Genomic DNA, 24847 nt, shown 5'->3' with positions numbered 1-24847 from the left:
CGAGAATGAGCTGCGTCAGCTGATGACACGCATGCGAATGGTGCCTTCGATGTTGCGTAGTGCTTCAAGTGTGGCGGCGCTGGGCTTTTGAGCCACGTCGGTGACCACATAGCCAAGTTCGCCTTCGGTTGACAGCGACTGGAAGGAAACGTTGATGTTCTCCTCGCCGAGCACATGATTGACATGAGCCAGCACACCAGGAAGATTGTCGTGCAGATGGGCGATACGGCACACACCCTTGCACTCACCGAGGTTGATCTGCGGTAGGTTCACGGACAAGGAGGTAGAACCCTTGAACCAGTAATCCTCAAGACGCTGAGAGACGAAATGGCCGATGGATTCCTGAGCTTCCAAGGTGGAGCCGCCAATATGAGGAGTCAGAATCATATTGTCTTCATTGGACAGTGAGGTCTCGAACGGATCTCCGCTCTTCTTCGGTTCAACGGGGAACACGTCGACCGCCGCGCCAGACAGATGGCCGGAATCGAGGTGCTGCTTCAGAGCTCCCAGATCGGCGACGAAACCGCGCGAAAGGTTAATGAAAATCGCGTCCTGCTTCATGTGGGCGAATTGGTCTTCGCCGAAGAAGCCGGTGTTCGACTTGCGGCCATCCACGTGCAGGGTCACGGCATCGGACTGTTCCAGCAGTTCGTTGAGGGTGTCGCAACGGTGGGCGTTGCCCAGTGCCAGTTTCTCCTCAATGTCGTAGAACACCACGCGCATGCCGAGGGCCTCGGCCAGTACCGACAGCTGGGAGCCGATGTTGCCGTAGCCGATGATGCCGAGGGTCTTGCCGCGCACTTCATGCGAACCGGAAGCGGACTTGTCCCACAGGCCATGCTTGATGTGATGCGTGTGTGCGGGAATGCGGCGCATCAAGCAGATGATGTCGCAGATCACCAATTCCACCACGGAACGGGTGTTGGAGTAGGGAGCGTTGAACACGGCGATGCCGCGCTTGCCGGCATGTGCCAGATCGACCTGATTGGTGCCGATGCAGAAGCAGCCGATGGCGCTTAGCGTAGGACGCGCATCCAGCACGCGGGCTGTGACGTTGGTCTTGGAGCGTACGCCCACCAAGTCCACGCCATCCAGCGCATCGATGAGTTCGTCCTCGCTCAGGGCTCCCTTCATGGTCTCGACTTCGAAGCCGTGATCACGCAGCGATTTGGCCGCATCGGGGTGAATGTTTTCCAATAACAGTGCTTTGGGCATGCTTCATACCTTAGATGTTCAGGGACTTTTCGTCTGTTTTTGTCCGAACTATAACCAGTTTCTGGGTCGGCCTGGTCATTGCCACGTACAGGTCCGAGGCGGCGACCAGGCGGCTCGGCGCGTCATCCTCGATGAGACCGGGCTCGACCACCACGACGGCATCGAACTCCAGACCCTTGACCGTTTCAGTGCCGCAGACGCTGATTTGCTCATCCCATTCGGGCTGTTCGATGAGCCTCGCGTATTCGGCCGGGTCAAGAATGTCGGCCAGTTTGCGGCGCACGGCATCACGCACCGGGGCGATGAGATCATCCGGACAGATGACGGCGATGCGGCCGGTGCCGTCTGCCGAAACGAATTGTTCGGCAAGCTGCGACGCCTGCTCGGCCGTCGTTTCCAGCGAGGACGACATGTCGGGCACCACATTGCGGGACACCGAATCGGGGATGGTGCGCACCGCATTGACCGTGGAGATGTAGAGGCCTTCCTCCTCGGCAAATCGTGAGGCAAGTTCGGAAACTTCCTGCGGATTACGGTAGTTGATGGTCAACTCGTTCAAATCCCAGTGGCTTTCGCCGAACAGGCGGTTCATCGATTTGCTCCAGCGTCGGGTGCCACCCAGCGCTGAAGTCTGCGCCACATCGCCCACGATGGTGAACGAGCGGGAGGGGCAACGGCGGATCAACATACGCCAGTCCATGGCGGTCAATTCCTGCGCTTCGTCGACCACGATGTGCCCGTAGGCCCATTCACGGTCGGCCGCGGCCCGCTGCGCGGTCAGCTCAGCGTCGTCCCCGTTCATCTGGTCGAGCAGCATCTGACTGGAGACGATGCCTCCACCCAGACCGGTCGCGGCCAGCGTGTCTTTGGCATACTGCTCTTCGGCGGCACGACGTGCGTCGTCGGCAAACTGGCGGGCCACCGTCTTGGGATCGGGGCCCAGCATATCCATTGCTTCGTCGAGCAGCGGAATATCGGAGCGGGTCAACGGGGAGCCTTTGGGGCGGGCAAGTGCCGCGATGTCGTTGTCGGTCAGCCAACCAGCCAGAGACTTCAGACGTTCGGGATGGGCGAACAGCTGATCGATGAGCCATGGGGCGGTCATCGGCAGCCAGCACAGGTTCAGGGTCTTGCGAACCTGCTCGTTCATACGAAGCAGTGACATCGCGCGGTTCAGCTCCGCCTGATCCGGCGTGTAATCAAGCTGTTCGGCATAACGGTTCTGCATGCTGGTCAGCATCGAACGGATAAAGGTCTCGCGGGCCTTGTTATGAGGTTGCCGGGTGCGCTTCGCGTCCGCCTGCGCCTGTTCGATATCAGTGGCCAGCATCGGTACCTGAATGCCGCTAATGGTTACTGTCGGCAGAACAGCGGGAACACGCACGCGTGCGGCGATGGCATTGGCCACTACGGAGGTCATGCGTCGATCGCCCTTGAGCTTGGCTGCATAAGGGGAGTCGACCGCCGTGGCGGTGATGCCGGGAATCAGATCGCTGATGGTGCGTGAGACCACGCCGGTCTCGCCCAAGGAGGGTAGCACCTGATCGATGTAGTGCAGGAACGCCGAGCTGGGGCCAACAACCAGCACGCCGGAACGTTCCAGCGTGCGCCGGTGCGTGTACAGCAGGTAGGCGGCGCGATGGAGCGCCACGGCCGTCTTGCCGGTGCCGGGGCCGCCCTGCACCACCACGGCGCGATTCATGTCGGAACGGATGATGCGGTCCTGCTCGGCCTGAATGGTGGCCACGATATCGGTCATCTTGCCGGTGCGGCGTGAGCTCAGCGAAGCCAGCAGCGCACCCTCGCCGGTCAATGTGCCGGCGGAAGACGCCTGGCCGACCTGGTCTGAATGCACGTCGAGCACCTCATCCTCAACGCCCACGACTTCGCGGAAACTCAAGGTGATATGCCTGCGCATCACGATGTCGCCGTGATTGGAGGGGGTCGCCTCATAGAAAGGACGTGCGGCTTCGGCACGCCAGTCGGTCAGAATCGGCTCATGGTCCGGGCTCGACAGGCCGATGCGGCCGATGTAATGACGGTCGCCGTTCTTGGCATCGAGGCGGCCAAACACCAGCCGATCCTCAACGCTGCGCAATTGCGTGAGGCGGTTTTCGTACATTGTGGCAAAGGAGTCTCGTTCGCTGCGTTGCGTGGGGGATCCGTGGGAGCCGGCGGCGCGTACGGTGTCCAGGCGTTGCCACATTTCGGCTCGCAGATCATCCAATCGTCCATAGGCGCGATCGACGGCCTGCTGCTCCTCATGCAGCTGGGAGGCGTAACTCGACATGCTGTCCTCTTCGTTCCATTTCCGTGGGGCAGAAAAACTTAAGGCATTCAAATTTACCGCACACCCCCTACGTCAGTGATGCGGACAACCCGGAATAGGTGAATTCAGCGTGAATTCGCCATGCTGCTCGGTCGGTGGAGTGCACAACGTGGATTGGATGTGCGGAGCGTCCATTCGTGCGACAGTCGTGGCCGACACGCGCAATCCATCGGTAATCGCCCTAAAAGGGTGAGCAAATCGTGTATGAGTGGGGAGAAATGGGGAATCGTGGGGTAGAGTGGTGAACCAGTTGGCCGAAGTGTATCCCACGTAACGATGAAGGAGGTGGAGCCATGGTTGCCGATCAGACGATTCGCGACGCTGATGCCAACGCACAAGGCTCCACCACTATGACCGATCTCATGGCTGGTCTGCCGCCATTGCTTCTCGGCACATATACGCCGAAGATCGATGCCAAGGGCCGTATGGCGCTTCCGGCCAAATTCCGCTCCCAGCTGGGGCAGGGCCTGGTCATGGCCCGAGGCCAGGAACGGTGCGTGTACCTGCTGCCGTTCGATGAATTTCGACGTATCGCCTCGCAGATTCAGCGTGTGTCGGTGGGAAACAAAACCGCCCGCGAATACCTGCGTGTGTTCCTTTCCGGTGCCGTCGACCAGCAGCCGGACAAGCAGGGCCGCGTGCTGGTGCCGCAGATGCTGCGCGATTACGCCAATCTGGGTTCCGACGTCGTGGTGATCGGCGTTGGCACCCGTGCCGAACTGTGGAATAAGGACACGTGGGAGTCCTACCTCGCCGAGAAGGAAGAGGGATATTCCGATATTGCTGACGATGTGTTGCCGGAGGTGGAATTCTGATGGTTGATGTGGCGAATATTCATCTGCCGGTATTGCTTGACGATTGCGTGAACCTGATGGCACCTGCCATGGAACATGAGAACGCCATCGCAGTGGATTGCACCCTGGGCCTTGCCGGCCATTCCATCGCCTTCCTCAAGGCCGCGCCTCAGGCTCGGCTCATCGGCATTGACCGTGACAGTGAAGCGCTGGGGCTGGCCACCGAACGTATGGAACGGGAGGGGCTCGCCGATCGATTCATTCCGGTGCATGCCGCCTTCGATCAGCTCGATCAGGTGTTGGCGGACCAAGACATCGAACGCGTGGACGCCGTATTCATGGATCTGGGATTATCCAGCCTGCAGATCGACGAAACCGATCGTGGCTTCTCCTATTCGCATGATGCGCCGCTGGATATGCGCATGGACGTCAGCCAGCCGTTGACGGCCGAACGGATTCTTGCCACCTATGATGCGGCGGAACTGGTCCGCATATTCAAGGAATACGGTGAAGAGCGTTTCTCGCGTCAGATCGCCCGCGCCATCGTGGCGCGTCGAGACAAGGAGCCGTTTACCACCACTGCACAGCTCAACCGTCTGGTCGATGGAGTGGTGCCGCAAGCCCACCGCCCGGCGGGCAATCCCGCCAAACGCGTCTTCCAGGCGTTGCGCATTGAAGTCAACGGCGAATTGGACAAGCTCGCCTCCGCATTGCCGCAAGCCGCGAACCGACTGCATGTCGGGGGACGACTGGTGGTGGAGTCCTATCATTCGCTCGAAGACAAAACCGTCAAATCGTTCATGGCACAAGGACTGCGAGTGGATGTTCCGACTGGCCTGCCTGTCATACCGCCGGATGCCCAACCGTTTTTCACGGATCTCACGCGAGGTGCCATCAAGGCCGACGAACATGAAATCGCAGCCAACCCGAGATCGGCTTCGGTGCGGTTGCGGGCGGTGGAAGTCAGCCGTGAGATTCCGTCACGATGGGGGAAACGCTTTACGCAAACCGCGCAGGGCCTGAATGACGTCAAGATACAAGGCTCCGCGTCTCCGGGCAGAGCCAAAAACACAGCACGAATTCGTACAAGGAGGGGATAACAGCATATGGCAACTGCACGTAGCATTCGATCGAACGCGGCTCCGGCCTCGAACCGGCCGCACACCAAGCATCAGTCCTCCTCCCGACCTGAGCTGCGGGTGGTCTCCAACCCGCGTGGAGACAAGCAGGGCAATGTCGTCGGACGGGTCATCGAATGGACCAGAACAAGAAGCGCACCGCTGGTGCACGTGGCCATCGCAGTGATCTTCCTCGTCGGCACCTTGTTCGGCGCGCTGATGCTGCGTACCCAGATGGTGCAGAACTCGTTTGAGGCGGCACAGATCGAAACCAACATCAACAGACTTACCCAAGATGTCGAAGACGATCAGGCCAAACTCGGTCAATTAGTCGCGAACCTGCCCGACAAGGCCAGCGACATGGGCATGGTCCCGCAGCAGGGATCAGTGTCCATCGACTTAAGCGGATACCAGTCCAACAAAGGCGGAACCCAGTGAACACCATTCGTCGCATCGTAGAGTTCGCCAAGGTCAAGACCTTCGCGTTCAAATGCATCGCCATCGGCGCCGCATTGGCGTTGGTGGCGTCGGCATGCGTGATTCAGCTGGCCTCCACCCAGCTCATCGGCGGCCGTCAAACCGCACAAGCGGCCACGGCTAACCGCACCCTGACCGTGACGTTGAGCGCCAAGCGTGGGCGTATCCTCGACGTCAACGGCTCCGTGCTCGCTCAAAGCGTGGAGCGTTATACTATCGTCGCCAATCCGGAGGCTGCACAGGAGTTCGAGCCGATTACTTGCAATGACAACACCCGTGATTACTGCCACGAGATTGACGGCAAACCCGTGGGCGCTACCGGAGCGGCGGCCGTGGGCCGACTGCTGGCCAAAGTCCTGGATATGAACGCCATGGAACTGGGCGCTGATCTGTCCGGTACCGGGCAGTATGTGATTCTGAAGAAAGATGTGACTCCGCAGGTCAAGCGCAGCATCGAGGCGTTGCACCTGGGCGGTATTGTCTGGGGTGAGCTGAGCAGTGAACGACTGTATGCGGATGGCGATCTCATGGGCGCGCTGCTTGGCGGCGTGAACGACAACGGCGATGGCGTCGCCGGCATCGAGCAGGTCGAGAACAAGACGCTTACCGGGACCGATGGCCATGAAACCTACCAGCGTGGTAATGGCGGCGAAGAGATTCCCGGCACCATGACCGAATCGGTGGCGGCCAAAAATGGCGACGATGTCACCCTGACCATTGACCGTGATGTGCAATGGTATGTCAAAAAGGCCTTGAAGGAGGCCGAATCCAAGTATGGTGCAGCGTGGGCGATCGCCGTGGTGCAGGATGTCCAGAGCGGGGAGATTCTCGCACTGGCCGATAGCGATGAAGTACAGGCTGGTACCGATGCGGCGAAGATGAGCCCGTCTCGGTCCGTGTCCGAAACCTTCGAGCCTGGTTCGGTGGGCAAGGTCATCTCCATGTCCGGCTATCTGCAGATGGGACTGCATAAGATGAGCGATCAATTGTCGGTCCCGGACAACATCACGCAGGAGGGCCAGACCTACAAGGACTCATTCGACCATGGCACTGAGCGCTGGACGCTCGCCGGCATTCTGCAGAACTCATCGAACGTCGGCATGATTATGGCCGGGGAGAACTATCCGGATGAGCAACGCTACGAGTACCTGACCAAATTCGGCATCGGACAACCGACCGGACTGAACCTGCCCGGTGAATCGAGCGGTCTGCTCACCAACCCTTCGGCGTGGGATCTGCGTACGCGCAACACCATCCTGTTTGGTCAGGGCTACACCGTCAACGCCCTGCAGCTCAACAACGTGGTGGCCACCATCGCGAACAAGGGTGTCAAGCAGCAGCAGTCGATCATCAAATCAACCACCGATGCCAATGGCAAGACCACTGAGACCAAGAAGGGCGAAGCCACCCGCGTGGTGGATGAAAAGGTCGCATCGGACATGATGAATGCGATGGAATCAGTGGCGGAAGGCTACAACAAGTTCGTCAAGGTCGATGGTTACCGCATGGCCGCCAAGTCCGGTACCGCAGAGGTGCAGGGCTCGGATGGCACGCTCTCGTCCATTATCTCCGATTATTCCGTGGTGATTCCCGCGGACAACCCGCGCTATGCGGTCACCGTGGTGCTGAAGGATCCGAATGGTGTGTTCGGCGGTCTGACGGCCGGCCCTGTTTCCGCACAGATTTGTGAGTTCCTTATGCAGAAATACGAGGTGCCTGTCTCCAGTCCACGCAAAAATGCTATTCCAGTCACGTGGTAAGGATCAGGGGAGAAAGGCGATAGCCCATGAGTGCAGTGAGCGAATCCATCGCCCAGCGGGTGACCTTGGGAATGCTGGTCGAACGGTACGGTTTTGAAGTCGATCCACCCTTCGCCACCAATGTCACCATTACCTCACTCAGCGATGCCGTGGACACCGTGATTCCCGGCTCGCTGTTCATCTGCACGCATGAGCAGGAACCCGATGTACTGCATGCCGCACAGGCCGGTGCCTATGCGGCGTTGCTGCCACGCGCGTCCAAAGGGCAGATCGCCAATGCCGATATACCGTTGCTCTACGGCGATTTCGACGATCGCGTACTCGGCGATCTGGCCAGCGGCCTGACCGGCGGACCATCCAACGCCATGGCGGTGTTCGCGGTGACCGGTGCGGATGAGCAGGCCGTCGACGCAGGCGTGTCCCAGCTCTCCGAATTCCTGCACATGCTGGGCAATCCGGTGGCGGTAATCACCGCATCCGGGTCCACGTCGATGACACGTACCATGAACCTGAACTATCCTCTGGGCATCCTCGATATGCAGCGCGCGCTGTCCGTGTGCGCCGAAGACGGTGTGGCGGCCGTGATCATCGCCATGGATGACCGCACGTTGGCCGAGCATGCGTTGGAATCGGTGAACGTGGATGTACTGGGCACGGAAGATGTCAACGCAAGCGCAAGCTTGGACGAATTGAAGACACGCTACGCATTCGTTGCGGAACATGACATGTCCATGACCTCGTCGACACCCGAATCGGATGAAATGGCTGCGGATTCACCGGCAATGTATGACCGCGTCCGACTCGGGCACATGTCCTTGGCCATCGCCATGGTACTGGCCGCCGGCGTGAGGAAAAACAACATACGCAGTGCCCTGCATGTGACCAATAATCTCAATTAAGTCCGTGGATACGGGACGAAGCGTAATCGTAAAGGAGTTTGAAACACCATGGTTCCGATGAGCGTGGAGGAAATCGCCAAGGCCGTCGATGGTCGATTGATCGGAGACGCCGATTCCGAGTCTCGAGCCACCAATACGGTCAGCGACTCGCGGCAGGCCGGCCCCGGATCGGTGTTTGTGGCCATCCGAGGCGAGCGTGTCGATGGGCATGACTTTGTGGCGAAAACCGCTGAACAGGGAGCCACGGTGGCCATCGTCGACCATGAGGTGGAGTCCGATGGCCTGCCGCAGATCGTAGTGAAAGACACGGTCGACGCCCTTGGCGAGCTCGCCCGACACAACATCGTTCGCCGTCGCGAGCTGGACGGCGACTTCGACATCATCGGATTGACCGGTTCGGTGGGCAAGACCACCACCAAGGATCTGCTCTCCTCCCTGCTTGCCACCGTAGGCCCGACCGTGGCTCCGGTGGGATCGTTCAACAATGAGATCGGCCTGCCGCTCACTGCGTTGCGGGTCGATGAGCACACCCGGTTCTTCGTGGCTGAGATGGGTGCCAGCCATATCGGCGAAATCGCGCGACTGACCCGTATCGCACCGCCAAACACGGCAATCGTATTGAAGGTCGGCGTCGCTCACCTTGGAGAATTCGGCTCCCGCGAACGCATCGCACAGGCGAAAAGCGAAATCGTGCAGGGACTGCTTCCCGGAGGCACCGCGGTACTGAACGCCGATGACGAACACGTGGTTCCCATGGCCGGCCTGGCCAGCGGCGATGTGCTGTGGTTCGGCTTGGGATCGTCGCAGGAGCCCGAGGTGCGGGCCATTGATGTCACTGCCGACCGGTCCGATCATGCTGAATTCACGTTGGTCGATGCGGACGGCAACCATACGCCGGTGCATCTGGGCATTCCTGGACGTCACAACGTGATGAACGCGTTGGCCGCCGCAACCGTGGCGATGCGTTACGGTATGACACCCGAAACGGTGGCGCGGATTCTGGCCTCGCAGCACACCATCAGCCCTCATCGCATGGCATTGTCTACGGTGAATCGCGAGGGGACTTCCTTCACGCTGATCGATGATTCCTTCAATGCCAATCCCGACTCCATGAAAGCCGGCCTGAACGGGTTGAAGGCTTGGAACTCAAATGACGGCAAGGAGCCGTTCCGCGTGGCGCTGCTGGGTGCCATGCTGGAACTCGGCGCCGATGAAACGGCATTGCACACCTCGATCGGCACGTATGCGGCCGAATTGGGCATCGACGCGATCATCGCGGTCGGTTCCGCCCAAGACCAACATCTCGATGCACTGGCACAGGCTCTGGCGGACGGTGCCCGTCAGCCCCAATCGGCGTCGGTGGATTGCGTACACGACATCGATGCGGCCGAACAGCTGGTCATCGACTTGGCGCGCAACCATCCCGACGCTGTGGTACTGCTCAAGGGATCGCACGCGTCAGGCCTGAGCGCTTTGGCTGAACGCTGGGCAAAGAACTGACCTGATAACCACCCCAAGAAACCGACAAGAAAGAGAAGCTGCACGTGATTGCTCTGATCATTGGAATGCTGGTGTCGCTCATCGTCACCTTAGTCGGCACCCCGCTGCTGATTCGGCTGGTCCACAAGCTGCACTATGGCCAGTACATCCGCCAGGATGGGCCGCAGTCGCATCTGGTCAAGCGCGGCACCCCCACGTTGGGCGGCGTGGTCATCAACTTCGCGATTCTGCTCGGTTGGGCATCCTCCGCACTGTACCGATACCTGCGTTCGGGCGACGTGCCCTCCTGGTCCGCGGTGCTCGTACTGTTCGCCATGCTGTCGATGGGTCTGCTGGGCTTTATCGACGACTTCGCCAAGGTGCGTAAGAAGCAGAACGCAGGCCTATCGGTGGGCGGCAAGTTCATCGGCCAGTTCATCTTCGCCACCATCTACGCGGTGCTGGCGCTGCTGATTCCCACCAAATCGGGATTCCCCAGTGCGCAGGCGGGCATCAGCTTCATCGAACAGCCGTTCTTCAACTTCGACTTCGCCGGCCGTGCCGTATCCATCATCCTGTTCGTCATCTGGGTGAACTTCCTGATGACCGCATGGACCAACGCAGTGAATCTGACGGATGGGCTTGACGGTCTGGCGGCAGGTTCGTCGATGATCGCCTTCACCGGTTTTGGCATCATCGCATTCTGGGAAAGCTACCACATCAAGGGCGGCAGCCATGGCGGCTATTCCTATGCCGTGTCCGATCCTCTCGATCTGACCGTCATCGCTGTATGCGCGGCCGTCGCCTGCTTCGGTTTCCTGTGGTACAACTCGAACCCCGCATCGATTTTCATGGGTGATACCGGTTCCCTGGCCTTGGGCGGTCTGTTCGCAGCCCTGTCCATCGCCACGCACACCGAATTCCTGGCGGTGGTTCTGGGTGGACTGTACGTCATGGAAGCCATGAGCGACGTCATCCAAGTCGGGTACTTCAAGATGACCCACAAACGCGTATTCAAGATGGCACCGATCCACCATCATTTCGAACTGAAGGGTTGGACCGAAACCAAGGTGGTGGTGCGGTTCTGGATGATCGAACTCATCTTCGTGCTGCTCGCCCTGACGATTTTCTACGGCGACTGGGTCACCCGCTCCGGCCTGCTGTTCAGCTAGCGGAAATCTGGGTGGGATTATGCTCACCCACGGAATTCCTATATCAGGAGGAACAATGCAAGTAGCGGATAAGACAGTGGTGATCGCCGGACTGGGTGTGTCCGGCACCTCGTTGGCGGAGGTATTGAGGGAACGCGGCGCCCACGTGATTGGCGTCGACGAGAGGAAGCCCGAGGCTGATCTCCGCTCCTTTGATGACGTGGACTGGGACCATGTGGACTACGTCATGTCGTCCCCGGTGTTCAACCCCCGCACCCCGTTCGTGCTGGAGGCCCAACGCCGTGGCATCCCCGTGATGAGCGAGGTGGAATTCGCATGGCAGCTGCGTGTGAATAACGAGCACACCGGTACTCCGGCTCCATGGATCGGCATCACCGGCACCAACGGCAAAACCTCCACCACCGAGATGACCTCGGAAATGCTCACCGCCTGCGGACTCGACGCGCCGACCGCCGGTAATATCGCCTCCGGAGACATGAGCATGAGCCTGTCTCGTTGCGCCACCAATCCTCAGCACGACGTACTGTGCGTGGAACTGAGCTCCTTCCAATTGCACTTCACCGATTCGCTGGCACTTGACTGCGCGGCGATCACCAATATCGCCGACGATCACCTCGACTGGCATGGCGGGCGCGAGAATTACGCCACCGACAAATCCAAGGTGTTCCACAACGCCAAACGCGCCATCGTCTACAATGCGCAGGACGCCAAAGTCAGCGAACTGGCGGCCGAGGCCCAAACCGCCGAAGGATGCCGCAAGGTGGGATTCACGCTCGAGGCCCCCCAAGCCGGTCAGATCGGCATTGAAGATGGCTGGATCGTGGACAGGAGCGGCGTGGCCGGCGGCGCAGTGGGGGAGCCGGTCAGACTGGCCGCCATCACCGATTTCACGCATCTGGCAGAGCCGGACGGCTCACTGTACCCGCATCTGGTGGCCGATGCATTGACGGCATTGGCGTTGGTGCTGGGACTTGGCGCTGATCGCGATACCGCGCTGAAGGCGCTTACCTCGTTCAAGCCGGGCGGCCATCGCATCGAAACCGTGGCTGAGGCCGTAGTCGAGGGCGGCTCCGTTCGTTTCGTGGACGATTCCAAAGCCACCAACGGCCATGCGGCACGCGCCTCGCTGTCCAGCTTCCCGGCCAAGTCTGTGATCTGGATTGCCGGAGGTCTGGCCAAGGGCAGTCGATTCGAGGACCTGGTCAAGGACCAGGCACATACCATCAAAGCGGCCGTCATCATCGGCAAAGACCAGCAGCCGATGGTCGAAGCGTTTGCCAGCCAAGCTCCGGATATCCCGGTGACCATCATCGATCCCGAAGACAACGATACCGTCATGGATCGTGCCGTCGAAGCCTGCGGCACGTATGCCGCCGCCGGCGACATCGTGCTTATGGCTCCGGCCTGCGCCTCCATGGATCAGTTCAGGTCCTATGCGGATCGAGGCAATCGATTCGCCGCCGCAGCCAAGACGTGGAGCGAGGTGCATGGCCTCCACTGATACCCATAAGCGTAAGGCATACAGAGCCCCTGACAGGCCCGCACTCGAGATCACCGACTACACGGGTTGGCGAAGCTTGCTCAACCCGCTATGGTGCTACCACGGATTCCGCATGGCTGTGGTGGGGCTGACATGCTTCGGCCTGATCATGGTGTTCTCCAGCTCCACGGTCACCATGGCCGCACTGGGCAAGTCGCCGTTCCTTCAGCTTCTGAACCAGGGCGCGTTTTGCCTGATCGGCTTGGTGCTGGGCTTCGTGGCATTGACGATGCCGGTGACGTTCTGGAAACGGACCGGCGTGTTCTTTGTGATGGGTGCCTGCCTGTTGCAGGCGCTGACCTTTACTCCGCTGGGTCTCGACGTCTACGGCAACAAAGGTTGGCTGAACCTCGGCTTCACCACTATCCAGCCGGCCGAATTCATGAAGTTCGCGATGTGCATATGGCTGCCCTCGTCGTTGCATGCCTGCAGCAAGATGTACCACAAGGAGGGAATCAAAGCATATGCCGCGCCGTTGGTGTTGTATGCGATAGGAGTGGCGCTGGTGATGGGCGGCAAGGACCTCGGCACGGCCATGATTCTGGTCTCCATCGGAGGCGTGGCCTTCCTGATCGTCGGATTCCCCGGCAAATGGATGGGAATCGGCGTATTGGGCGCGGTGGTTATGGTCGGTGCATTGGCGGTTTCCAGCCCGAACCGCATGCGTCGTATTCTGGCCACATATGGCGATTGCTCGGCCGCTGACGCGCAGAGCGTATGCTACCAGTCCATTCACGCCAAGTACGCCATCGCCTCCGGAGGCTTTCTGGGATTGGGCATCGGCAATTCGCGTGAGAAATGGAATTACCTGCCGGCCGCCCATAACGATTTCATTTTCGCGATCATCGGCGAGGAGACCGGATTCGTCGGTTGCGCCATCGTATTGCTGTTCTTCGCGATTCTCGCCTGGTGCATGATCGTCATCGCATTGCAGGTCACCGATCGTTATGTTGCCATGGTGCTGATGTGCGTCACCATTTGGATCGTGGGCCAGGCCATGGTCAACATCGGCGTGGTCGTGGGTGTGTTCCCGGTATTGGGCGTGCCTATGCCGTTCGTCTCCGCAGGTGGCTCATCCATGATCATGTGCTTGACGGCGGCCGGACTGGTTGTGGGACTTATGCGCTCTCAACCGCAGATAAAACAGTCGCGTCAGAGCGCGTAAGTAGACTCGGTAATCATGAATCAAGGCACACCACATATCGTTCTTGCTGGCGGCGGTACCGCCGGACATGTCAATCCGCTGCTCGCGGTCGCCGGAGCGATTCGCGACATCGAACCCATGGCACAGGTCACCGTCATCGGCACTGCGGTGGGTTTGGAGAAGGATTTGGTGCCTGAGGCCGGCTACGAGCTCGACACCATCGAAAAAGTGCCGTTCCCGCGTCGCCCTAACCTGTACATGCTTCGCTTCCCGGCAAAATGGAAGCGAGAAACCACCAAGGTGCGCTCCATTCTTGAAACGCGGCATGCAGATGTCGTGGCCGGATTCGGCGGGTATGCTTCCGCCCCCGTCTACGCCACCGCACGCAAGATGGGCATTCCGATTGCCATCCATGAGCAGAATGCGCGTGCCGGCATGGCCAATAAACTGGGCGCTCGTTGGGCCGATTTCATCGGTACCGTGTACGAGGGCACCGGTCTCAAACCGCGTGCCGGAGCCGACATCGAGCGCGTCGGTCTGCCGTTGCGCCCGGCCATCGCCTCCCTGACCAAACGCATCGGTGACGACCGTGCCGCCGTACGCCGTGAATCGGCCGCACAGCTTGGCGTCGATCCGAACCGTCCGCTGGTGCTGGTCACTGGCGGATCGCTGGGAGCGCAAAGCCTGAACCGCGCCATCGCCTCCTCCGCCGCAGACCTGTTGGCCCACGCACAAATCATCCACTTGACCGGGCGAGGCAAAATCAGCGAAGTACGCGAACTGGTCACGGCCTCGGCCGGCGCGGACGTGCTTACCGGCATCGGCCCCGAATCGGCCGGACAAGGTGACTACCATACCGCCGAATATCTGGAACGAATCGATCTGGCCTTCGCCTGTGCCGACTTGGTGATTTGCCGCGCCGGAGCCGGATCGGTATCCGAGCTGGCTGCACTGGGTCTGCCGGCCATTTACGTGCCGCTGCCCATCGGCAACGGCGAGCAGCGTTTCAACGCCGAGCCAGTGGTGAACGCCGGCGGCGGCCTTCTGGTCGCAGACAAGGACCTGACCCCGCAGTGGGTGCATGAGCATGTGCCCGATCTGCTCGCCGATCACGAACGACTTGCCGAATTCGGCCGCAAGGCATGGGAATACGGCATCAGAAACGCTGCCGAAATCATGGCCCGGCACGTTCTGCAATTAGCCGAACCATCCAAATAGTATTCAGATATCATCCCGTGCGCGATACGGGCCAATCCCGTCCCGCAACACGAGATACGGTCATAATATAGGGTGCTGGAATCCCCAAAGGAGTTTTGAATTGTCTCAAGATCAGCCCATCGTGCTTGACCCCACGTATGTCTCATTCGATGCTGCGGCCCGCCCCGCGGATCTCGGCGCCACCCATTTCATCGGTATCGGCGGTGCCGGTATGAGCGTTCTGGCCGAAATGCTGCACGCCGAAGGAGTCGCGGTGGACGGCTCCGATCGCGCACACAGCGCCAAAACCGACCGACTTGAAACGCTGGGCATCACCGTTGAATTCGGGCAGCGAGCCGAAAACATCGCCCAGGCCGAGACCGTGGTCTACTCCAGCGCCATCAAACCGGACAATCCGGAAATCGTCGCAACGCACGCGGCGGGCAAGCGCATTGTGCATCGCAGTGACATCCTCGCCTTGCTCATGAATGGCAAACGAGCCGTCACCGTGGCCGGAGCGCACGGCAAAACCACCACCAGCTCCATGCTGTCCCACATTCTGGTGAACGCCGGTGCCGATCCAAGCTACGCCATCGGCGGCTTTATCCAAGGCCCGGACGGCACCACGCTGGACGGTGGACACGCGGGCAAAGGTGATATTCTGGTGGCCGAAGCCGACGAATCGGACGGCAGCTTCGCCAAATACCATCCGACCATCGCCATTATCACCAACTGTGAAGCCGATCATCTCGACCATTACGGCGACGGAGCCCACTACCGTGCCGCGTTCGTTGCCCACGCCGGCCGGGCCACCGGTCACGTGATCATCAGCATCGACGATCCCGACGGACTTGCCGTGCTGGAGGCCCTGCCCGCCGACGTGAAATCCCATACCGTTGCTTACGGCACTACCGCGCGTGAATCCCTGCCCGATTTGGGCGGTGCCGCGTATGTCTGGATCGCTTCGGAAAGCGAGACCGCAGGCAGCGGCGTCGAACAGCTCACCCTGCATCTGCCGGCCGCGGTGACGGCGGGGGAGCCGGTATCTCAGAGCGTTGCCCTGAAGGTTCCTGGCGTGCACAATGCGCGCAATGCGGCCGCCGCCATCAGCGCTGCCGTGCTGCTGGGCGTGAGCCCCGCAGACGCGGCCAAGGCGGCCGGCACATTCCTCGGTGCGGCACGCCGCTTCCAGGTGCGTGGCACGGTCAAGCAGGTCACTGTAGTGGACGATTACGCCCACCATCCCACCGAAATCGCGGCCCTGTTGGATGCGGCCCGACGCCGGTACCCCGATTCGACCATTCGTGTGATCTTCCAGCCACACCTGTTCTCCCGCACCAAGTTTTTCGCGCACCAGTTCGCCAAATCCTTGGCCAAAGCCGATGACGTCATTATCACCGGCATCTTCCCGGCCCGTGAAAAGCAGGCCGATTTCCCGGACATCAGCCCCTCCACCATCGTGGACGCGGCTGCGGGACTCAAGGATGCTTCCGCAGGCACGTGGATTCAGCCGGTCGAGGATATGTGCCTGGCCGCCAAGATGATGGCCATGCGCGCCCACCACGGCGACGTGATCTTCACCGTGGGCGCGGGCGACATCACCGACATGGATCAGGTGCTGCTCACCGCACTTGAGGCCCATCGGGAAAGCTGCGAGTGATGTCCGGGCGCACGGTCAGATCCGGGGGCAATGACAACGGCTCACGTCGTTCGTCCGGCAATCCCCGCAAGCCGCGCATCATCGGTTCACACGGAAACACGGGTCACTCGTCGAAGTCTCGCACTCCCCGGTCCGTGTCTTCCGGGCATGAGATCGACGAGCCGGAGATCATCGACGATGTGACGGTAGCCAAGGGCCAGGCCGGTGCCTTCGTCGATGCACGACGGTTGCACAGCGAGGATTACGTTGCCGAAACGCTGCATCAGACCACCGGCTCCCTAGGAGTCGTATCACGCCCGAAAGTGGTGAATTTCACCGAACGCGCCAGAGAACGCAAGCGTGCGAACGTACGTGTCGTTGCGTTACGCGTGTTGATTGCTGCCGTCAGCGTGGCTGTAGTGACGGGGCTAACGTGGCTGCTGCTCTTCTCGTCGGTGTTTCGTCTGGAAACCAGCGAGATCGGCGTATCCGGTGCCAACGAATGGGTGAGCGCGCAGACCATCCATGCCATCGCCGATAAGCAGGCTGGGAAGTCGTTGTTCCTGGTCTCCGCCCATGAGGTCACAGAGCAACTCAAATCCATTCCCGGCGTCAGCGAGGCCAAGGTCTCCAAACAGTTCCCCAAGTCGATGAGCGTGGAAGTCAAGGCGCAACGGCCTGCGGCCATGCTGAAAAGCGGCGATACCCTGACCGCGGTGGATCCCCAGGCGCGCGTGTTGAACTCGGTGAAGAACGCCAACGTGGATGGCATCCCGGTGATCGAGGTCAAGGATATAGACGCCAGTCTCAAGAACCGTTCGGTGAAGGAGGCGCTGACGATTCTGGGCGCATTGCCGGAATCGATGCGTAAGTCCATTACCAAGGTCACCGCTGAGACGCAGGATTCGGTGACCACCACGCTTAACGACGGTGACCGCGTAATCATTTGGGGAGACTCCTCGCAGCTGAAGCTGAAGCTGGCGGAAGTCGAGGAAATCGACAAGAACATCACCGCTGGCACGGCTGGCTTTGCCGGCAAACATCAGATTGATGTTTCCGCATCCCAGAAGCCCATCATCAAGTGACGGCGATTCCGTTGGCTTCGTTGGTTCCGTTGGTTCCGGGGCGGCGTTCGCTCCGTTGGCCCTGCTGACAACGTTGGTCCCGTCAATGCCGGGGCGGCGTTCGCTGCTGGCGATTTGCGCGAGTAGCGCCATAGGGTGTATGCTGAGAAGTCCGGCCGAAAAGCCGGAAGCTTGATAACTCAAGATTGGGGGCGATCGGTTTCGACGGTGACCTGTTCGCCGCAGGGAAGCGTGCCGAGAACGCCGGGTCCGCTCGTGGATGACCTCGGCAAAAGAATAAGTGCTAAATCTAACCGCACTGAGTTCGCTCTCGCTGCCTGATTTTTAGTCAGGATTAACCAGTGGGCAGCCGCTCCGTTCACTCCTCCTCGTCTTTGGGAGGATGCTGAGCGTCGTTTAGAAGACTTGCTGATGCAGTTGAGCCTCAGGGCTGCATCGGGACTTTAACTGCGGATATGCTCGCCATCAGTTGTCTGCGACATCGATGGGGGCAGAAAAATCGCCAACTTGGCCAGCAGACTACGCACGTAGAAGACTGTGGGCTCGGTCATCGGACCGGGGTTCAATTCCCCGCGCCTCCACGATTCCGTTTCGGCGGAAAATAGCCGTTTTGCCTTGCGGGAGTAGGGCTGAGCGGCTTTTCTTATTCCCGTCGATTCCCTCGTATTCCCTCGGTTTCACGGGATAATGTGGGCAAAATGTGGGCAAAAATCGAGCCCGCGAAGCCCTCTGCCACAACGCGAAGACGGCCCCGACCGGCAAGTAGGCCGACTCGGGTTGAGTCGTCTGCGATGCCGGACGGGGCCGAACTGTGCGTGGTGGTCATGCGGCGAGGTCGAGGCGCTGTTTGATGGCGCTGACGCCGATGAGCGCGCCGGCGAGGATGCCGAGCGCGTTGAGCGTGGTCACTATCGCGTCCACGTGAGTCCAGCCCCATGCGGGGCCGACCGTGCCGACGAACAGGGCGAGTGTGGGCAGGACGATGAGGCCCAACCATTTGAGGATGTCGTAGACGCGGCTGGGGATGAGCCAGCCTGGCACGTCGCCGGTGGATGCCGGTGTTTCGGTTGGATTGTCGGTCATGTTTTGCTCCGATCATTGATGGGGTGATGCCGCCACCGGGAGTGACGGCGGCACCGGTTGGGTTATCGGCAGGTCACCACGTCGATGCGATCCAAGTCCAAGGCGTCGGCCTCGCCCTCGCGCCCCGGCTGCAATATGCGGATGAAGGTGTCCCTCACGCGCATGAGCTCCTTGAGCGGGCCCAGCAGGATCGTCGCCACGAGAGGACGGTAGGTGTTACGCACCTGCTCCTCGGAGTTGGCGGTCAGCTGGATGAGCGGCGACGGATGCCGACGGCCTTTCGGCTCGCCCGGATTGTATGGCCACTCCCAGCCGCACGGACAACCGTTGTCGGCGCCTGTTTTTTGTCGGGGATGCACAGTGTTCTTGCTTATTGTCTGGTGTTGAAGCCTGCTGGTCTTGTTTTGCCGGTTTTTACATCGTGGCATTGTTTGCATAGGCCTCGTCCGAACTTCGGGTCGTTGGGGTTGAGTCGCATGTCGATGAGTTCGGTTCTTTCGTATGGGTAATGGTCTGCGATTGTGCTTGGATTGCCGCAGAGTCCGTGGTGTTTGCCGCAGCCTCCGCGTCCGGAGTCACCGGGGCACATGCAGTATTGGTCTCGTGCAAGCACTTGCCTGCGGAATGATTGGTGCCCCTTGGTGCCGTAGGGGTTAGGGTCTCGGGTACGGGTGCGGTCCCGTTGGGCTCGGGTGCAGGCGTCGCATTTGCCTGCCGGTGTCTCGACGCCTCGGCATCACCAGCGGCGGCCTGCTCAACCTTAAACTCCCCGAACCCGACGCGACCATAGGCCGCACTCGCGGCTGGCTCCCCTCGACAATAGACGAATGGAACGCGAAGCGTCCCGGACGCGGCGTCGGCGGAGGAAGACCCCGCAAGAACAGGTGAGTGGCTTGGGCGGGATTCGAATTCGCGGTGGCCCGACCTCTGTGGGTCTATTGTGGTCACGCCCTAGCAGTCGCTGCTGTGGCCGGCTATGGTCTCTACCGTACGCAAGCCGTGGCATACGCGGTTGGCTTCGATCCAACGACCTGCGGTTTTGGAGACTGCTGCTCTACCTGCTGAGCTACGCGCATAGGTGGTCATGCCGGTTGATTGCCATGGCACATGACCATTGGGTGGATATGGGTAAAGCCCCTGAGGCGTATGTCTCAGAGGCTTTCGCAGTAATCCTGATACGGAGTATACCACAGAGTGGATTCACCCTACTCCCGCTTGTGTTTTGTTTTTCAGGCGGCTTGGATGGTGAGGCGGCCGCCGAGGGCTTGGACCACTTTGGCGATGGTCTGGAAGCTGGGGTTGCCGTCCTTGCTGAGGCTTTTGTAGAGGCTTTCGCGGCCTACCCCGGCGGCTTCGGCGATCTGTCCCATGCCTCTCGCCTTGGCGACGTCTCCGATGGCGGCCTGCATGAGTGTGGGGTCTCCGGTTTCGGCGGCCGCGTCGAGGTAGTCGATGATGTCCTGTTCGGTCTTGAGGTATTCGCTCGCGTCCCATGGTTTGGTGTTTACCATTTGTTTTCCTCCTTGAGTTGGTCGAGCAGCCGGTGGGCGTGGTCGATGTCCGATTGCTGGCCGCGTTTGGCGCCGCCTGCGAACAGCATCATGAGCACGTTGGTCTTTTGCGCGAAGTAGACCCGGTATCCGGGGCCGAAGTGGTAGCGGAGTTCCGATACGCCTTCGCCTACGGTGTTGATGTCGCCGACCGGTTTGCCGGCGAGGTCGCATTGGCGGATGCGGTCCTTGCTGTTCTTGAGCTTGTCGAGCCATTCGTCGAATTCGTCGGTCGTTCTTATCTCCATGTCCTCTATTGTATCCTGGAAGCTACATTGTGTCAAGCCGGACGGGTGCTCGAGCCCATTGCCAACGCAAGAATCTCCCTGATATTGAACTCCCGATAGCCGTCATCGACCGGCTTCGAGCTGGGCAGTTTGCCCCGGTTGAGCCAGTTGCTGATCTGCTTGCGGCTGACCTCGTACCCGTAATTCTCGCGCAGCCATTGGCTCATGCCCGCGGGGGTCTTGGTCAAATGGATTGATTCGGCCTTGTCGCGGCCCTGTTCGCGCAGCTCGGCCACGTTGATGGGGTTGCCGCATTTGCACAGCAGCAGCGATTCGCCCTTCGCGGCCATGACCTCGCGCCCGCATTCGGGGCATACGCCGATTATCCTGCGGGTGCGCGGCCTGCGGTCAACGTATGGTTCGATGCGCCGGTTCAGACGAATCAACTGACGCAGAAACCGGCCCGCGTTCGTCGCCTTGCACAGCCATGCGAGATGCGACTGCATGCGGGGGATGAGCCGCTATCATCGGTCGCTCCACACGGCTCCCGCGTCGTACCATGCGTCCTGCAACAATGATTCGGCTTCGCCCAACAGGTCGACGGCGTGCATGTTGACCGGTGCCGGTGCTTCACCGCCTTGTGGTTTGCCGCCTGTGCCGGGTTCGCCGAGCTTGTACTCGTGGCGTGCGACGCGTTGCGATAGTTGCATGTTGCGGCGCAGGTTGTGGAGTGTTTTCGCGTATTGTCGGCGGCAGTCCTGGCAGAGCGTCCATGGTGCCTCGACCTGCTGGCTGCCGCAGTATTGGCATGGTTCGGTGGTGATGACTGCACACGTTGTACTGTAGGGAACCATGAAAGTCGTATTGCAACGAGTGTCCGAAGCGTCCGTGGACGTGGTCAATGAATTGGGCATGCTGGATCCCACGTTCGAGCCGCAGCGGATTGGCCCGGGATTCATGATTCTGGTGGGCGTCACCGATGAGGACGGCGACAAGCAGATCGTCTGGCTGGCCCATAAGATTCTGAATCTCAGAGTGTTCGAGGATGCGCAGGGCAAGATGAACCGTTCGATTCAGGACATCGGCGGCGAGATTCTCTCCATCTCGCAGTTCGCCGACGTGCACAAGGGCAATCGCCCGAGCTTCATCAAGGCCGGCAAGCCCGAGCATGTCGATCTCATGTGGATCAAGTTCAACGAGGCGTTGCGCTCCGGGGGAGTGCCGGTGAAGGAAGGTCGTTTCGGCGCGCATATGCGGGTCGGACTGGTCAATGACGGGCCGGTGACCATCGTCATCGACACCGAAACTGATATGCCTGACGGGTCCCGCTGAGCCAAGCGACAAGTACATATACGAAAAGCCCTGTGCGGATCATTGGCACAGGGCTTTTCGTATATCGGCTTCAGGAAGCCGCAGTCAGGCCGATCGTCAGGCCTTGACGGCCGCCTTCTTGCCTTCGATGATGGCCTTGTAGCCAATGCCGATGACCAGCACGTAGATGCAGCCGACGGACATCACGATGATGGCGCCGAGCTGGGCACTCATGGCGTCGGCCAGGGCACCCATGATGGGCGGGAAGATGGCGCCGCCGATCAGGCCCATGAGCATCAGGCCGGAGATCTCGTTCTGGCGCTCCGGACGGTACATCAGCGCGTGGGAGAGGAAGAGCGAGAACACGTTGGAGTTGCCGAAGCCGACCAGGGCCACGGCCACCCAGAACAGGGCGACCGGCGGGTTGGAGGTGATCGAGCAGAAGATGGCGAAGCAGACGGCGGAGGCGGTCATGATGGTGCCGCACACCAGAATGCCGACGCGGTTGGAAATCTTCGAGAGCACGATGCCGCCGGTGAAGCAGCCGATCATACGGGCCACGAAGTAGACCATGGTGGCGGTGGCGGCGATTTCGGTGAAGGTGTCGCCAGTGTGCTCGGTGAGGATACGCGGCGCCTGGGCGTTGATTCCGACGTCCACGCCCACGTGGGCCACGATGCCGAGGAAGCAGAGCAGCACGATGCGGTCGGAGAACAGGAGCTTGAAGCAGCGGCCGATGGTGGTGGTGCCGGCGTCGGGGGCGGGTTCGTCGATCTTGTCGATGGCGAGCAGCACGTAGCCGGCGATGCCGACGACCAGATAGATCACGAACAGTATCCACCACATGCCGAGCTGGGTGGCGCCCCAGATGGCGATGTACGGGGCGAACAGGGAGGCGAAGGACTTGACGAACTGGCCGAGCGTCAGGGTGGAGGCGAGCTTGTCGCCCTTGACGAACACGGTGAGCAGCGGGTTCAGGGACACCTGCATCAAGGTGTTGCCGATACCGAGGAAGGCGAAGGAGATGACGATGAGCACCAGGCGTGCGGTGCCGGACAGGGCCACGTAGGCGATGATGGGCAGTGCCATGGCGACCAGCGTCACGAGGATGGACCACAGCACGGTCTTGCGGCGGCCAATCTTGTTCATCAGCATGCCGGTGGGCACGGCGAAGATCAGGAACCAGAAGAACACCATGGTGGTGAACAGGTTCGCGGTGCCGTTGGCCAGATCGAACTCAGCCTTGACGTAGTTCGTGGCGGTGCCGACTAGGTCGACGAAGCCCATGACGAAGAACGCGAACATCACAGGCGCGATTTTTACGAGACCGGCGTTGCCGGTCTTGGTGGTTTCGCTACTCATTTTGAATTCCTTTTTTCTCTATGAATGGACGTACGACAGATTTATCGGTCAATGGATGATGACTAGTGAATGGTGATGGTTCCGTTATCGGATGCATCATGGCGTTACATGATTTGGCAGAATTCGATGACCTCGTGGTTCGGCCCAAGCACGTTGAAGTAACGGATGCCGTTGCTCCAGAGGGTGTCGATGTGCTGGATGGAGCCTTCCACGAAGTTCAGGCCGAGCTTCTGGGCTTCGGCGAAGGACGCTTCGATATCCGTCGAATCCAGCGCGAAGTGGTTGATGGCGCCGTTTTCCATAGGCGTGGGGTTCATGGTCCACACCTCGAGGGTCAGGTTGTTCAGGCGCAGGAAGGTGCAGCGGTCCTCGCCGTTGGGATAGATGCCGAGGCATTCGAAGCCGAGACGCTCGTAGTAGGCGATGGTGCCTTCGAGGTCCGTGGTCGGAATGCCGACATGCTGGACGCCGGTGACGGTGTCGCGAACGGACATGGTAACTCCTCTGAACAAGATGGCTTTGCCGGTATAGAGCGGCAAAGCCATCGGGAAAATGGGGTGGGGGTGGATTACTTGCCGATTTCAGCCAGATAGTCGGGCATCTCGGCCGGGTACTCGGGCCAGGCACCGGCCTGGGTGCAGACGAAGGCGGCGGTGTTGACGGCCTTGCGGTGGGTTTCGGCGAGCGTGTCACCCAGCAGGATGCGTGCGGTGAAGGTGCCGGAGAAGGAGTCGCCTGCGCCGACGGTGTCGTTCACCTCGACGTGAGGGGTGTCCAGCGTGGAGACCTCGCCCTTGCGGGAGATGATGGTGGAGTAGGCGGAGCCGGCGGTCAGAATCACGTAGTCGAGGCCGAATTCCTCGATGAACCAGCGGGAGGCGTCTTCACCGGAGGTGCCGCGAATGTCGAACATGTCGCGCAGCAGCAGAAGTTCCTCGTCGTTGATCTTGAAGACGGTGGCCACCTTGAGGAGTTCCTCGATAAGCTCCTTGGAGTAGTGGTCGCCGCGCAGGTTGATGTCGAAGAACTTCATCGCGCCCGGCTTGGTGTGCTTGAGCAGCTCCGTGATGGTGGCGTGCGATTCGGGAGAGCGCAGGGCCAAGGTGCCGAAGCAGACGGCGTCGGCCTTGGAGACCACGTCGATGAGCTGGCGGGTGTACAGGATGTGATCCCAAGCCACGCCCTTGACGATGGTGTACTCCGGGATACCGTTCTTCAGCGCGACTTCGACGGTGGAGGTCGGCCAGGCGTTGCGCTGAAGAACGGTGTTGATGCCGGCCTCGTTGGCCTTGGCAATCAGTTCGTCGCCGAGTTCATCCTCGCCGACCGCGCTGATGGCCCAGCCTTCGGTGCCGTTCTTCATCGCGTGGTAGGCGAAGTTGACGGGGGCGCCGCCGGCTCGCTTGCCGCTCGGCAGCATATCCCACAGCAGTTCACCGAGGCTCAGAACGATCGGGGTAGTCATG

The 24847-nt window shown here is 60.4% G+C and carries 25 protein-coding genes, 1 tRNA gene and 1 other RNA gene; 15 read left to right on the top strand and 12 right to left on the bottom strand.

Features of this window, described 5'->3' with window-relative positions; translation table 11 throughout:
- Nucleotides 1–15 precede the first annotated feature (15 nt).
- Nucleotides 16–1215 (bottom strand): phosphoglycerate dehydrogenase, encoded by a 1200-nt coding sequence (serA, locus tag ACEUKI_RS06295; RefSeq protein ID WP_144169834.1) that lies wholly within the window; start codon nucleotides 1213–1215, stop codon nucleotides 16–18.
- 10 nt (nucleotides 1216–1225) lie between these two features.
- On the bottom strand, nucleotides 1226–3505 hold the full coding sequence (locus tag ACEUKI_RS06290) for an AAA family ATPase (RefSeq protein ID WP_251848041.1): 2280 nt from the start codon (nucleotides 3503–3505) through the stop codon (nucleotides 1226–1228).
- A gap of 332 nt (nucleotides 3506–3837) precedes the next feature.
- Here ACEUKI_RS06290 and mraZ point away from each other — a divergent pair, with 332 nt between their 5' ends.
- The 13 genes from mraZ (at nucleotide 3838) to ssrA (ending at nucleotide 18432) form a co-directional block, all read left to right on the top strand.
- Nucleotides 3838–4359 (top strand): division/cell wall cluster transcriptional repressor MraZ, encoded by a 522-nt coding sequence (gene mraZ, locus ACEUKI_RS06285; protein WP_251848040.1) that lies wholly within the window; start codon nucleotides 3838–3840, stop codon nucleotides 4357–4359.
- Nucleotides 4359–5438 carry a 16S rRNA (cytosine(1402)-N(4))-methyltransferase RsmH gene (gene rsmH, locus ACEUKI_RS06280; RefSeq protein ID WP_251848039.1) on the top strand — a complete coding sequence of 360 codons (1080 nt, stop codon included), beginning with the start codon at nucleotides 4359–4361 and terminating at the stop codon, nucleotides 5436–5438. The genes mraZ and rsmH overlap by 1 nt, the downstream gene beginning before the upstream one ends.
- A gap of 6 nt (nucleotides 5439–5444) precedes the next feature.
- A complete protein-coding gene (locus ACEUKI_RS06275; protein WP_144169837.1) occupies nucleotides 5445–5894 on the top strand; it encodes a hypothetical protein in 450 nt (149 codons plus the stop codon).
- A complete protein-coding gene (locus ACEUKI_RS06270; RefSeq protein WP_374156618.1) occupies nucleotides 5891–7693 on the top strand; it encodes a peptidoglycan D,D-transpeptidase FtsI family protein in 1803 nt (600 codons plus the stop codon). The genes ACEUKI_RS06275 and ACEUKI_RS06270 overlap by 4 nt, the downstream gene beginning before the upstream one ends.
- A 26-nt stretch (nucleotides 7694–7719) precedes the next feature.
- Nucleotides 7720–8592, top strand: a complete 873-nt coding sequence (locus ACEUKI_RS06265; RefSeq protein WP_144169839.1) for a hypothetical protein — start codon at nucleotides 7720–7722, stop codon at nucleotides 8590–8592.
- A 48-nt stretch (nucleotides 8593–8640) separates the two neighbouring features.
- Complete coding sequence (murF, locus tag ACEUKI_RS06260; protein WP_080784513.1) at nucleotides 8641–10092, top strand: UDP-N-acetylmuramoyl-tripeptide--D-alanyl-D-alanine ligase; 1452 nt, start codon at nucleotides 8641–8643, stop codon at nucleotides 10090–10092.
- A gap of 44 nt (nucleotides 10093–10136) precedes the next feature.
- Entirely contained in the window at nucleotides 10137–11243 is a 1107-nt protein-coding gene (gene mraY / locus ACEUKI_RS06255) for a phospho-N-acetylmuramoyl-pentapeptide-transferase (RefSeq protein ID WP_144169840.1), read from the top strand.
- A 19-nt stretch (nucleotides 11244–11262) separates the two neighbouring features.
- Nucleotides 11263–12744 (top strand): UDP-N-acetylmuramoyl-L-alanine--D-glutamate ligase, encoded by a 1482-nt coding sequence (gene murD / locus ACEUKI_RS06250; RefSeq protein WP_370739576.1) that lies wholly within the window; start codon nucleotides 11263–11265, stop codon nucleotides 12742–12744.
- On the top strand, nucleotides 12731–13948 hold the full coding sequence (gene ftsW, locus ACEUKI_RS06245) for a putative lipid II flippase FtsW (protein ID WP_080784522.1): 1218 nt from the start codon (nucleotides 12731–12733) through the stop codon (nucleotides 13946–13948). Before murD ends, ftsW begins: the two co-directional genes overlap by 14 nt.
- 15 nt (nucleotides 13949–13963) lie before the next feature.
- Nucleotides 13964–15145, top strand: a complete 1182-nt coding sequence (locus ACEUKI_RS06240) for a glycosyltransferase (protein WP_144169842.1) — start codon at nucleotides 13964–13966, stop codon at nucleotides 15143–15145.
- A gap of 100 nt (nucleotides 15146–15245) precedes the next feature.
- Nucleotides 15246–16784 carry a UDP-N-acetylmuramate--L-alanine ligase gene (murC, locus tag ACEUKI_RS06235; RefSeq protein WP_144169843.1) on the top strand — a complete coding sequence of 513 codons (1539 nt, stop codon included), beginning with the start codon at nucleotides 15246–15248 and terminating at the stop codon, nucleotides 16782–16784.
- Between the two features lie 134 nt (nucleotides 16785–16918).
- A complete protein-coding gene (locus ACEUKI_RS06230) occupies nucleotides 16919–17848 on the top strand; it encodes a cell division protein FtsQ/DivIB (RefSeq protein ID WP_144169878.1) in 930 nt (309 codons plus the stop codon).
- Nucleotides 17849–18035: 187 nt separating this feature from the next.
- Nucleotides 18036–18432, top strand: a transfer-messenger RNA (tmRNA) gene (ssrA, locus tag ACEUKI_RS06225).
- A gap of 238 nt (nucleotides 18433–18670) precedes the next feature.
- Here the strand turns inward: ssrA and ACEUKI_RS06220 are convergent.
- Nucleotides 18671–18931: a phage holin gene (locus ACEUKI_RS06220; RefSeq protein ID WP_144169844.1), complete on the bottom strand. Its 261-nt coding sequence runs from the start codon at nucleotides 18929–18931 to the stop codon at nucleotides 18671–18673.
- Between the two features lie 62 nt (nucleotides 18932–18993).
- Entirely contained in the window at nucleotides 18994–19290 is a 297-nt protein-coding gene (locus ACEUKI_RS06215) for a hypothetical protein (protein WP_251848035.1), read from the bottom strand.
- 346 nt (nucleotides 19291–19636) lie between these two features.
- On the opposite strand from ACEUKI_RS06215, the gene ACEUKI_RS06210 reads away from it, so the two are divergent.
- Entirely contained in the window at nucleotides 19637–19819 is a 183-nt protein-coding gene (locus tag ACEUKI_RS06210) for a hypothetical protein (protein ID WP_080784535.1), read from the top strand.
- Nucleotides 19820–19931: 112 nt separating this feature from the next.
- Here the strand turns inward: ACEUKI_RS06210 and ACEUKI_RS06205 are convergent.
- From ACEUKI_RS06205 to ACEUKI_RS06185, 5 genes are all read right to left on the bottom strand, one after another.
- Nucleotides 19932–20007: transfer RNA gene (locus tag ACEUKI_RS06205), tRNA-Trp, on the bottom strand.
- A 153-nt stretch (nucleotides 20008–20160) separates the two neighbouring features.
- Nucleotides 20161–20442, bottom strand: a complete 282-nt coding sequence (locus tag ACEUKI_RS06200) for an addiction module antidote protein (protein ID WP_144169845.1) — start codon at nucleotides 20440–20442, stop codon at nucleotides 20161–20163.
- Nucleotides 20436–20729 carry a type II toxin-antitoxin system RelE/ParE family toxin gene (locus ACEUKI_RS06195; RefSeq protein ID WP_144169846.1) on the bottom strand — a complete coding sequence of 98 codons (294 nt, stop codon included), beginning with the start codon at nucleotides 20727–20729 and terminating at the stop codon, nucleotides 20436–20438. The genes ACEUKI_RS06200 and ACEUKI_RS06195 overlap by 7 nt, the downstream gene beginning before the upstream one ends.
- 32 nt (nucleotides 20730–20761) lie before the next feature.
- Nucleotides 20762–21214, bottom strand: coding sequence for a hypothetical protein (locus ACEUKI_RS06190; RefSeq protein ID WP_251848034.1), 453 nt, complete (start codon nucleotides 21212–21214; stop codon nucleotides 20762–20764).
- Between the two features lie 18 nt (nucleotides 21215–21232).
- Entirely contained in the window at nucleotides 21233–21562 is a 330-nt protein-coding gene (locus ACEUKI_RS06185; protein WP_144169847.1) for a hypothetical protein, read from the bottom strand.
- Here ACEUKI_RS06185 and dtd point away from each other — a divergent pair.
- Complete coding sequence (gene dtd, locus ACEUKI_RS06180; RefSeq protein ID WP_115770068.1) at nucleotides 21561–22040, top strand: D-aminoacyl-tRNA deacylase; 480 nt, start codon at nucleotides 21561–21563, stop codon at nucleotides 22038–22040. The genes ACEUKI_RS06185 and dtd overlap by 2 nt on opposite strands.
- A 96-nt stretch (nucleotides 22041–22136) precedes the next feature.
- Here the strand turns inward: dtd and ACEUKI_RS06175 are convergent, their stop codons facing one another.
- The 3 genes from ACEUKI_RS06175 to ACEUKI_RS06165 form a co-directional block, all read right to left on the bottom strand.
- A complete protein-coding gene (locus ACEUKI_RS06175; RefSeq protein WP_144169848.1) occupies nucleotides 22137–23381 on the bottom strand; it encodes an MFS transporter in 1245 nt (414 codons plus the stop codon).
- A gap of 104 nt (nucleotides 23382–23485) precedes the next feature.
- Entirely contained in the window at nucleotides 23486–23875 is a 390-nt protein-coding gene (locus ACEUKI_RS06170; protein WP_080784548.1) for a VOC family protein, read from the bottom strand.
- Nucleotides 23876–23949: 74 nt separating this feature from the next.
- The gene (locus tag ACEUKI_RS06165) at nucleotides 23950–24846 is read right to left on the bottom strand and encodes a carbohydrate kinase (RefSeq protein ID WP_251848032.1); all 897 of its coding nucleotides are present in this window, start codon (nucleotides 24844–24846) and stop codon (nucleotides 23950–23952) included.
- Nucleotide 24847 lies beyond the last annotated feature (1 nt).

The sequence above is a fragment of the Bifidobacterium sp. 2450 genome (assembly GCF_041900695.1).
GTDB classification, from domain to species: domain Bacteria; phylum Actinomycetota; class Actinomycetes; order Actinomycetales; family Bifidobacteriaceae; genus Bifidobacterium; species Bifidobacterium longum.
This window is presented reverse-complemented; position numbering and strand designations above follow the sequence as displayed.

What these genes read in the sequence shown, in the direction of transcription:
- serA (WP_144169834.1), bottom strand. Translation starts at nt 1,215, where the DNA reads ATGCCCAAAGCACTGTTATTGGAAAACATTCACCCCGATGCGGCCAAA.
- ACEUKI_RS06290 (WP_251848041.1), bottom strand. Translation starts at nt 3,505, where the DNA reads ATGTCGAGTTACGCCTCCCAGCTGCATGAGGAGCAGCAGGCCGTCGAT.
- mraZ (WP_251848040.1), top strand. Translation starts at nt 3,838, where the DNA reads ATGGTTGCCGATCAGACGATTCGCGACGCTGATGCCAACGCACAAGGC.
- rsmH (WP_251848039.1), top strand. Translation starts at nt 4,359, where the DNA reads ATGGTTGATGTGGCGAATATTCATCTGCCGGTATTGCTTGACGATTGC.
- ACEUKI_RS06275 (WP_144169837.1), top strand. Translation starts at nt 5,445, where the DNA reads ATGGCAACTGCACGTAGCATTCGATCGAACGCGGCTCCGGCCTCGAAC.
- ACEUKI_RS06265 (WP_144169839.1), top strand. Translation starts at nt 7,720, where the DNA reads ATGAGTGCAGTGAGCGAATCCATCGCCCAGCGGGTGACCTTGGGAATG.
- murF (WP_080784513.1), top strand. Translation starts at nt 8,641, where the DNA reads ATGGTTCCGATGAGCGTGGAGGAAATCGCCAAGGCCGTCGATGGTCGA.
- murD (WP_370739576.1), top strand. Translation starts at nt 11,263, where the DNA reads ATGCTCACCCACGGAATTCCTATATCAGGAGGAACAATGCAAGTAGCG.
- ftsW (WP_080784522.1), top strand. Translation starts at nt 12,731, where the DNA reads ATGGCCTCCACTGATACCCATAAGCGTAAGGCATACAGAGCCCCTGAC.
- ACEUKI_RS06240 (WP_144169842.1), top strand. Translation starts at nt 13,964, where the DNA reads ATGAATCAAGGCACACCACATATCGTTCTTGCTGGCGGCGGTACCGCC.
- ACEUKI_RS06220 (WP_144169844.1), bottom strand. Translation starts at nt 18,931, where the DNA reads ATGACCGACAATCCAACCGAAACACCGGCATCCACCGGCGACGTGCCA.
- ACEUKI_RS06200 (WP_144169845.1), bottom strand. Translation starts at nt 20,442, where the DNA reads ATGGTAAACACCAAACCATGGGACGCGAGCGAATACCTCAAGACCGAA.
- ACEUKI_RS06195 (WP_144169846.1), bottom strand. Translation starts at nt 20,729, where the DNA reads ATGGAGATAAGAACGACCGACGAATTCGACGAATGGCTCGACAAGCTC.
- ACEUKI_RS06190 (WP_251848034.1), bottom strand. Translation starts at nt 21,214, where the DNA reads ATGCAGTCGCATCTCGCATGGCTGTGCAAGGCGACGAACGCGGGCCGG.
- dtd (WP_115770068.1), top strand. Translation starts at nt 21,561, where the DNA reads ATGAAAGTCGTATTGCAACGAGTGTCCGAAGCGTCCGTGGACGTGGTC.
- ACEUKI_RS06185 (WP_144169847.1), bottom strand. Translation starts at nt 21,562, where the DNA reads ATGGTTCCCTACAGTACAACGTGTGCAGTCATCACCACCGAACCATGC.
- ACEUKI_RS06175 (WP_144169848.1), bottom strand. Translation starts at nt 23,381, where the DNA reads ATGAGTAGCGAAACCACCAAGACCGGCAACGCCGGTCTCGTAAAAATC.
- ACEUKI_RS06170 (WP_080784548.1), bottom strand. Translation starts at nt 23,875, where the DNA reads ATGTCCGTTCGCGACACCGTCACCGGCGTCCAGCATGTCGGCATTCCG.
- ACEUKI_RS06165 (WP_251848032.1), bottom strand. Translation starts at nt 24,846, where the DNA reads ATGACTACCCCGATCGTTCTGAGCCTCGGTGAACTGCTGTGGGATATG.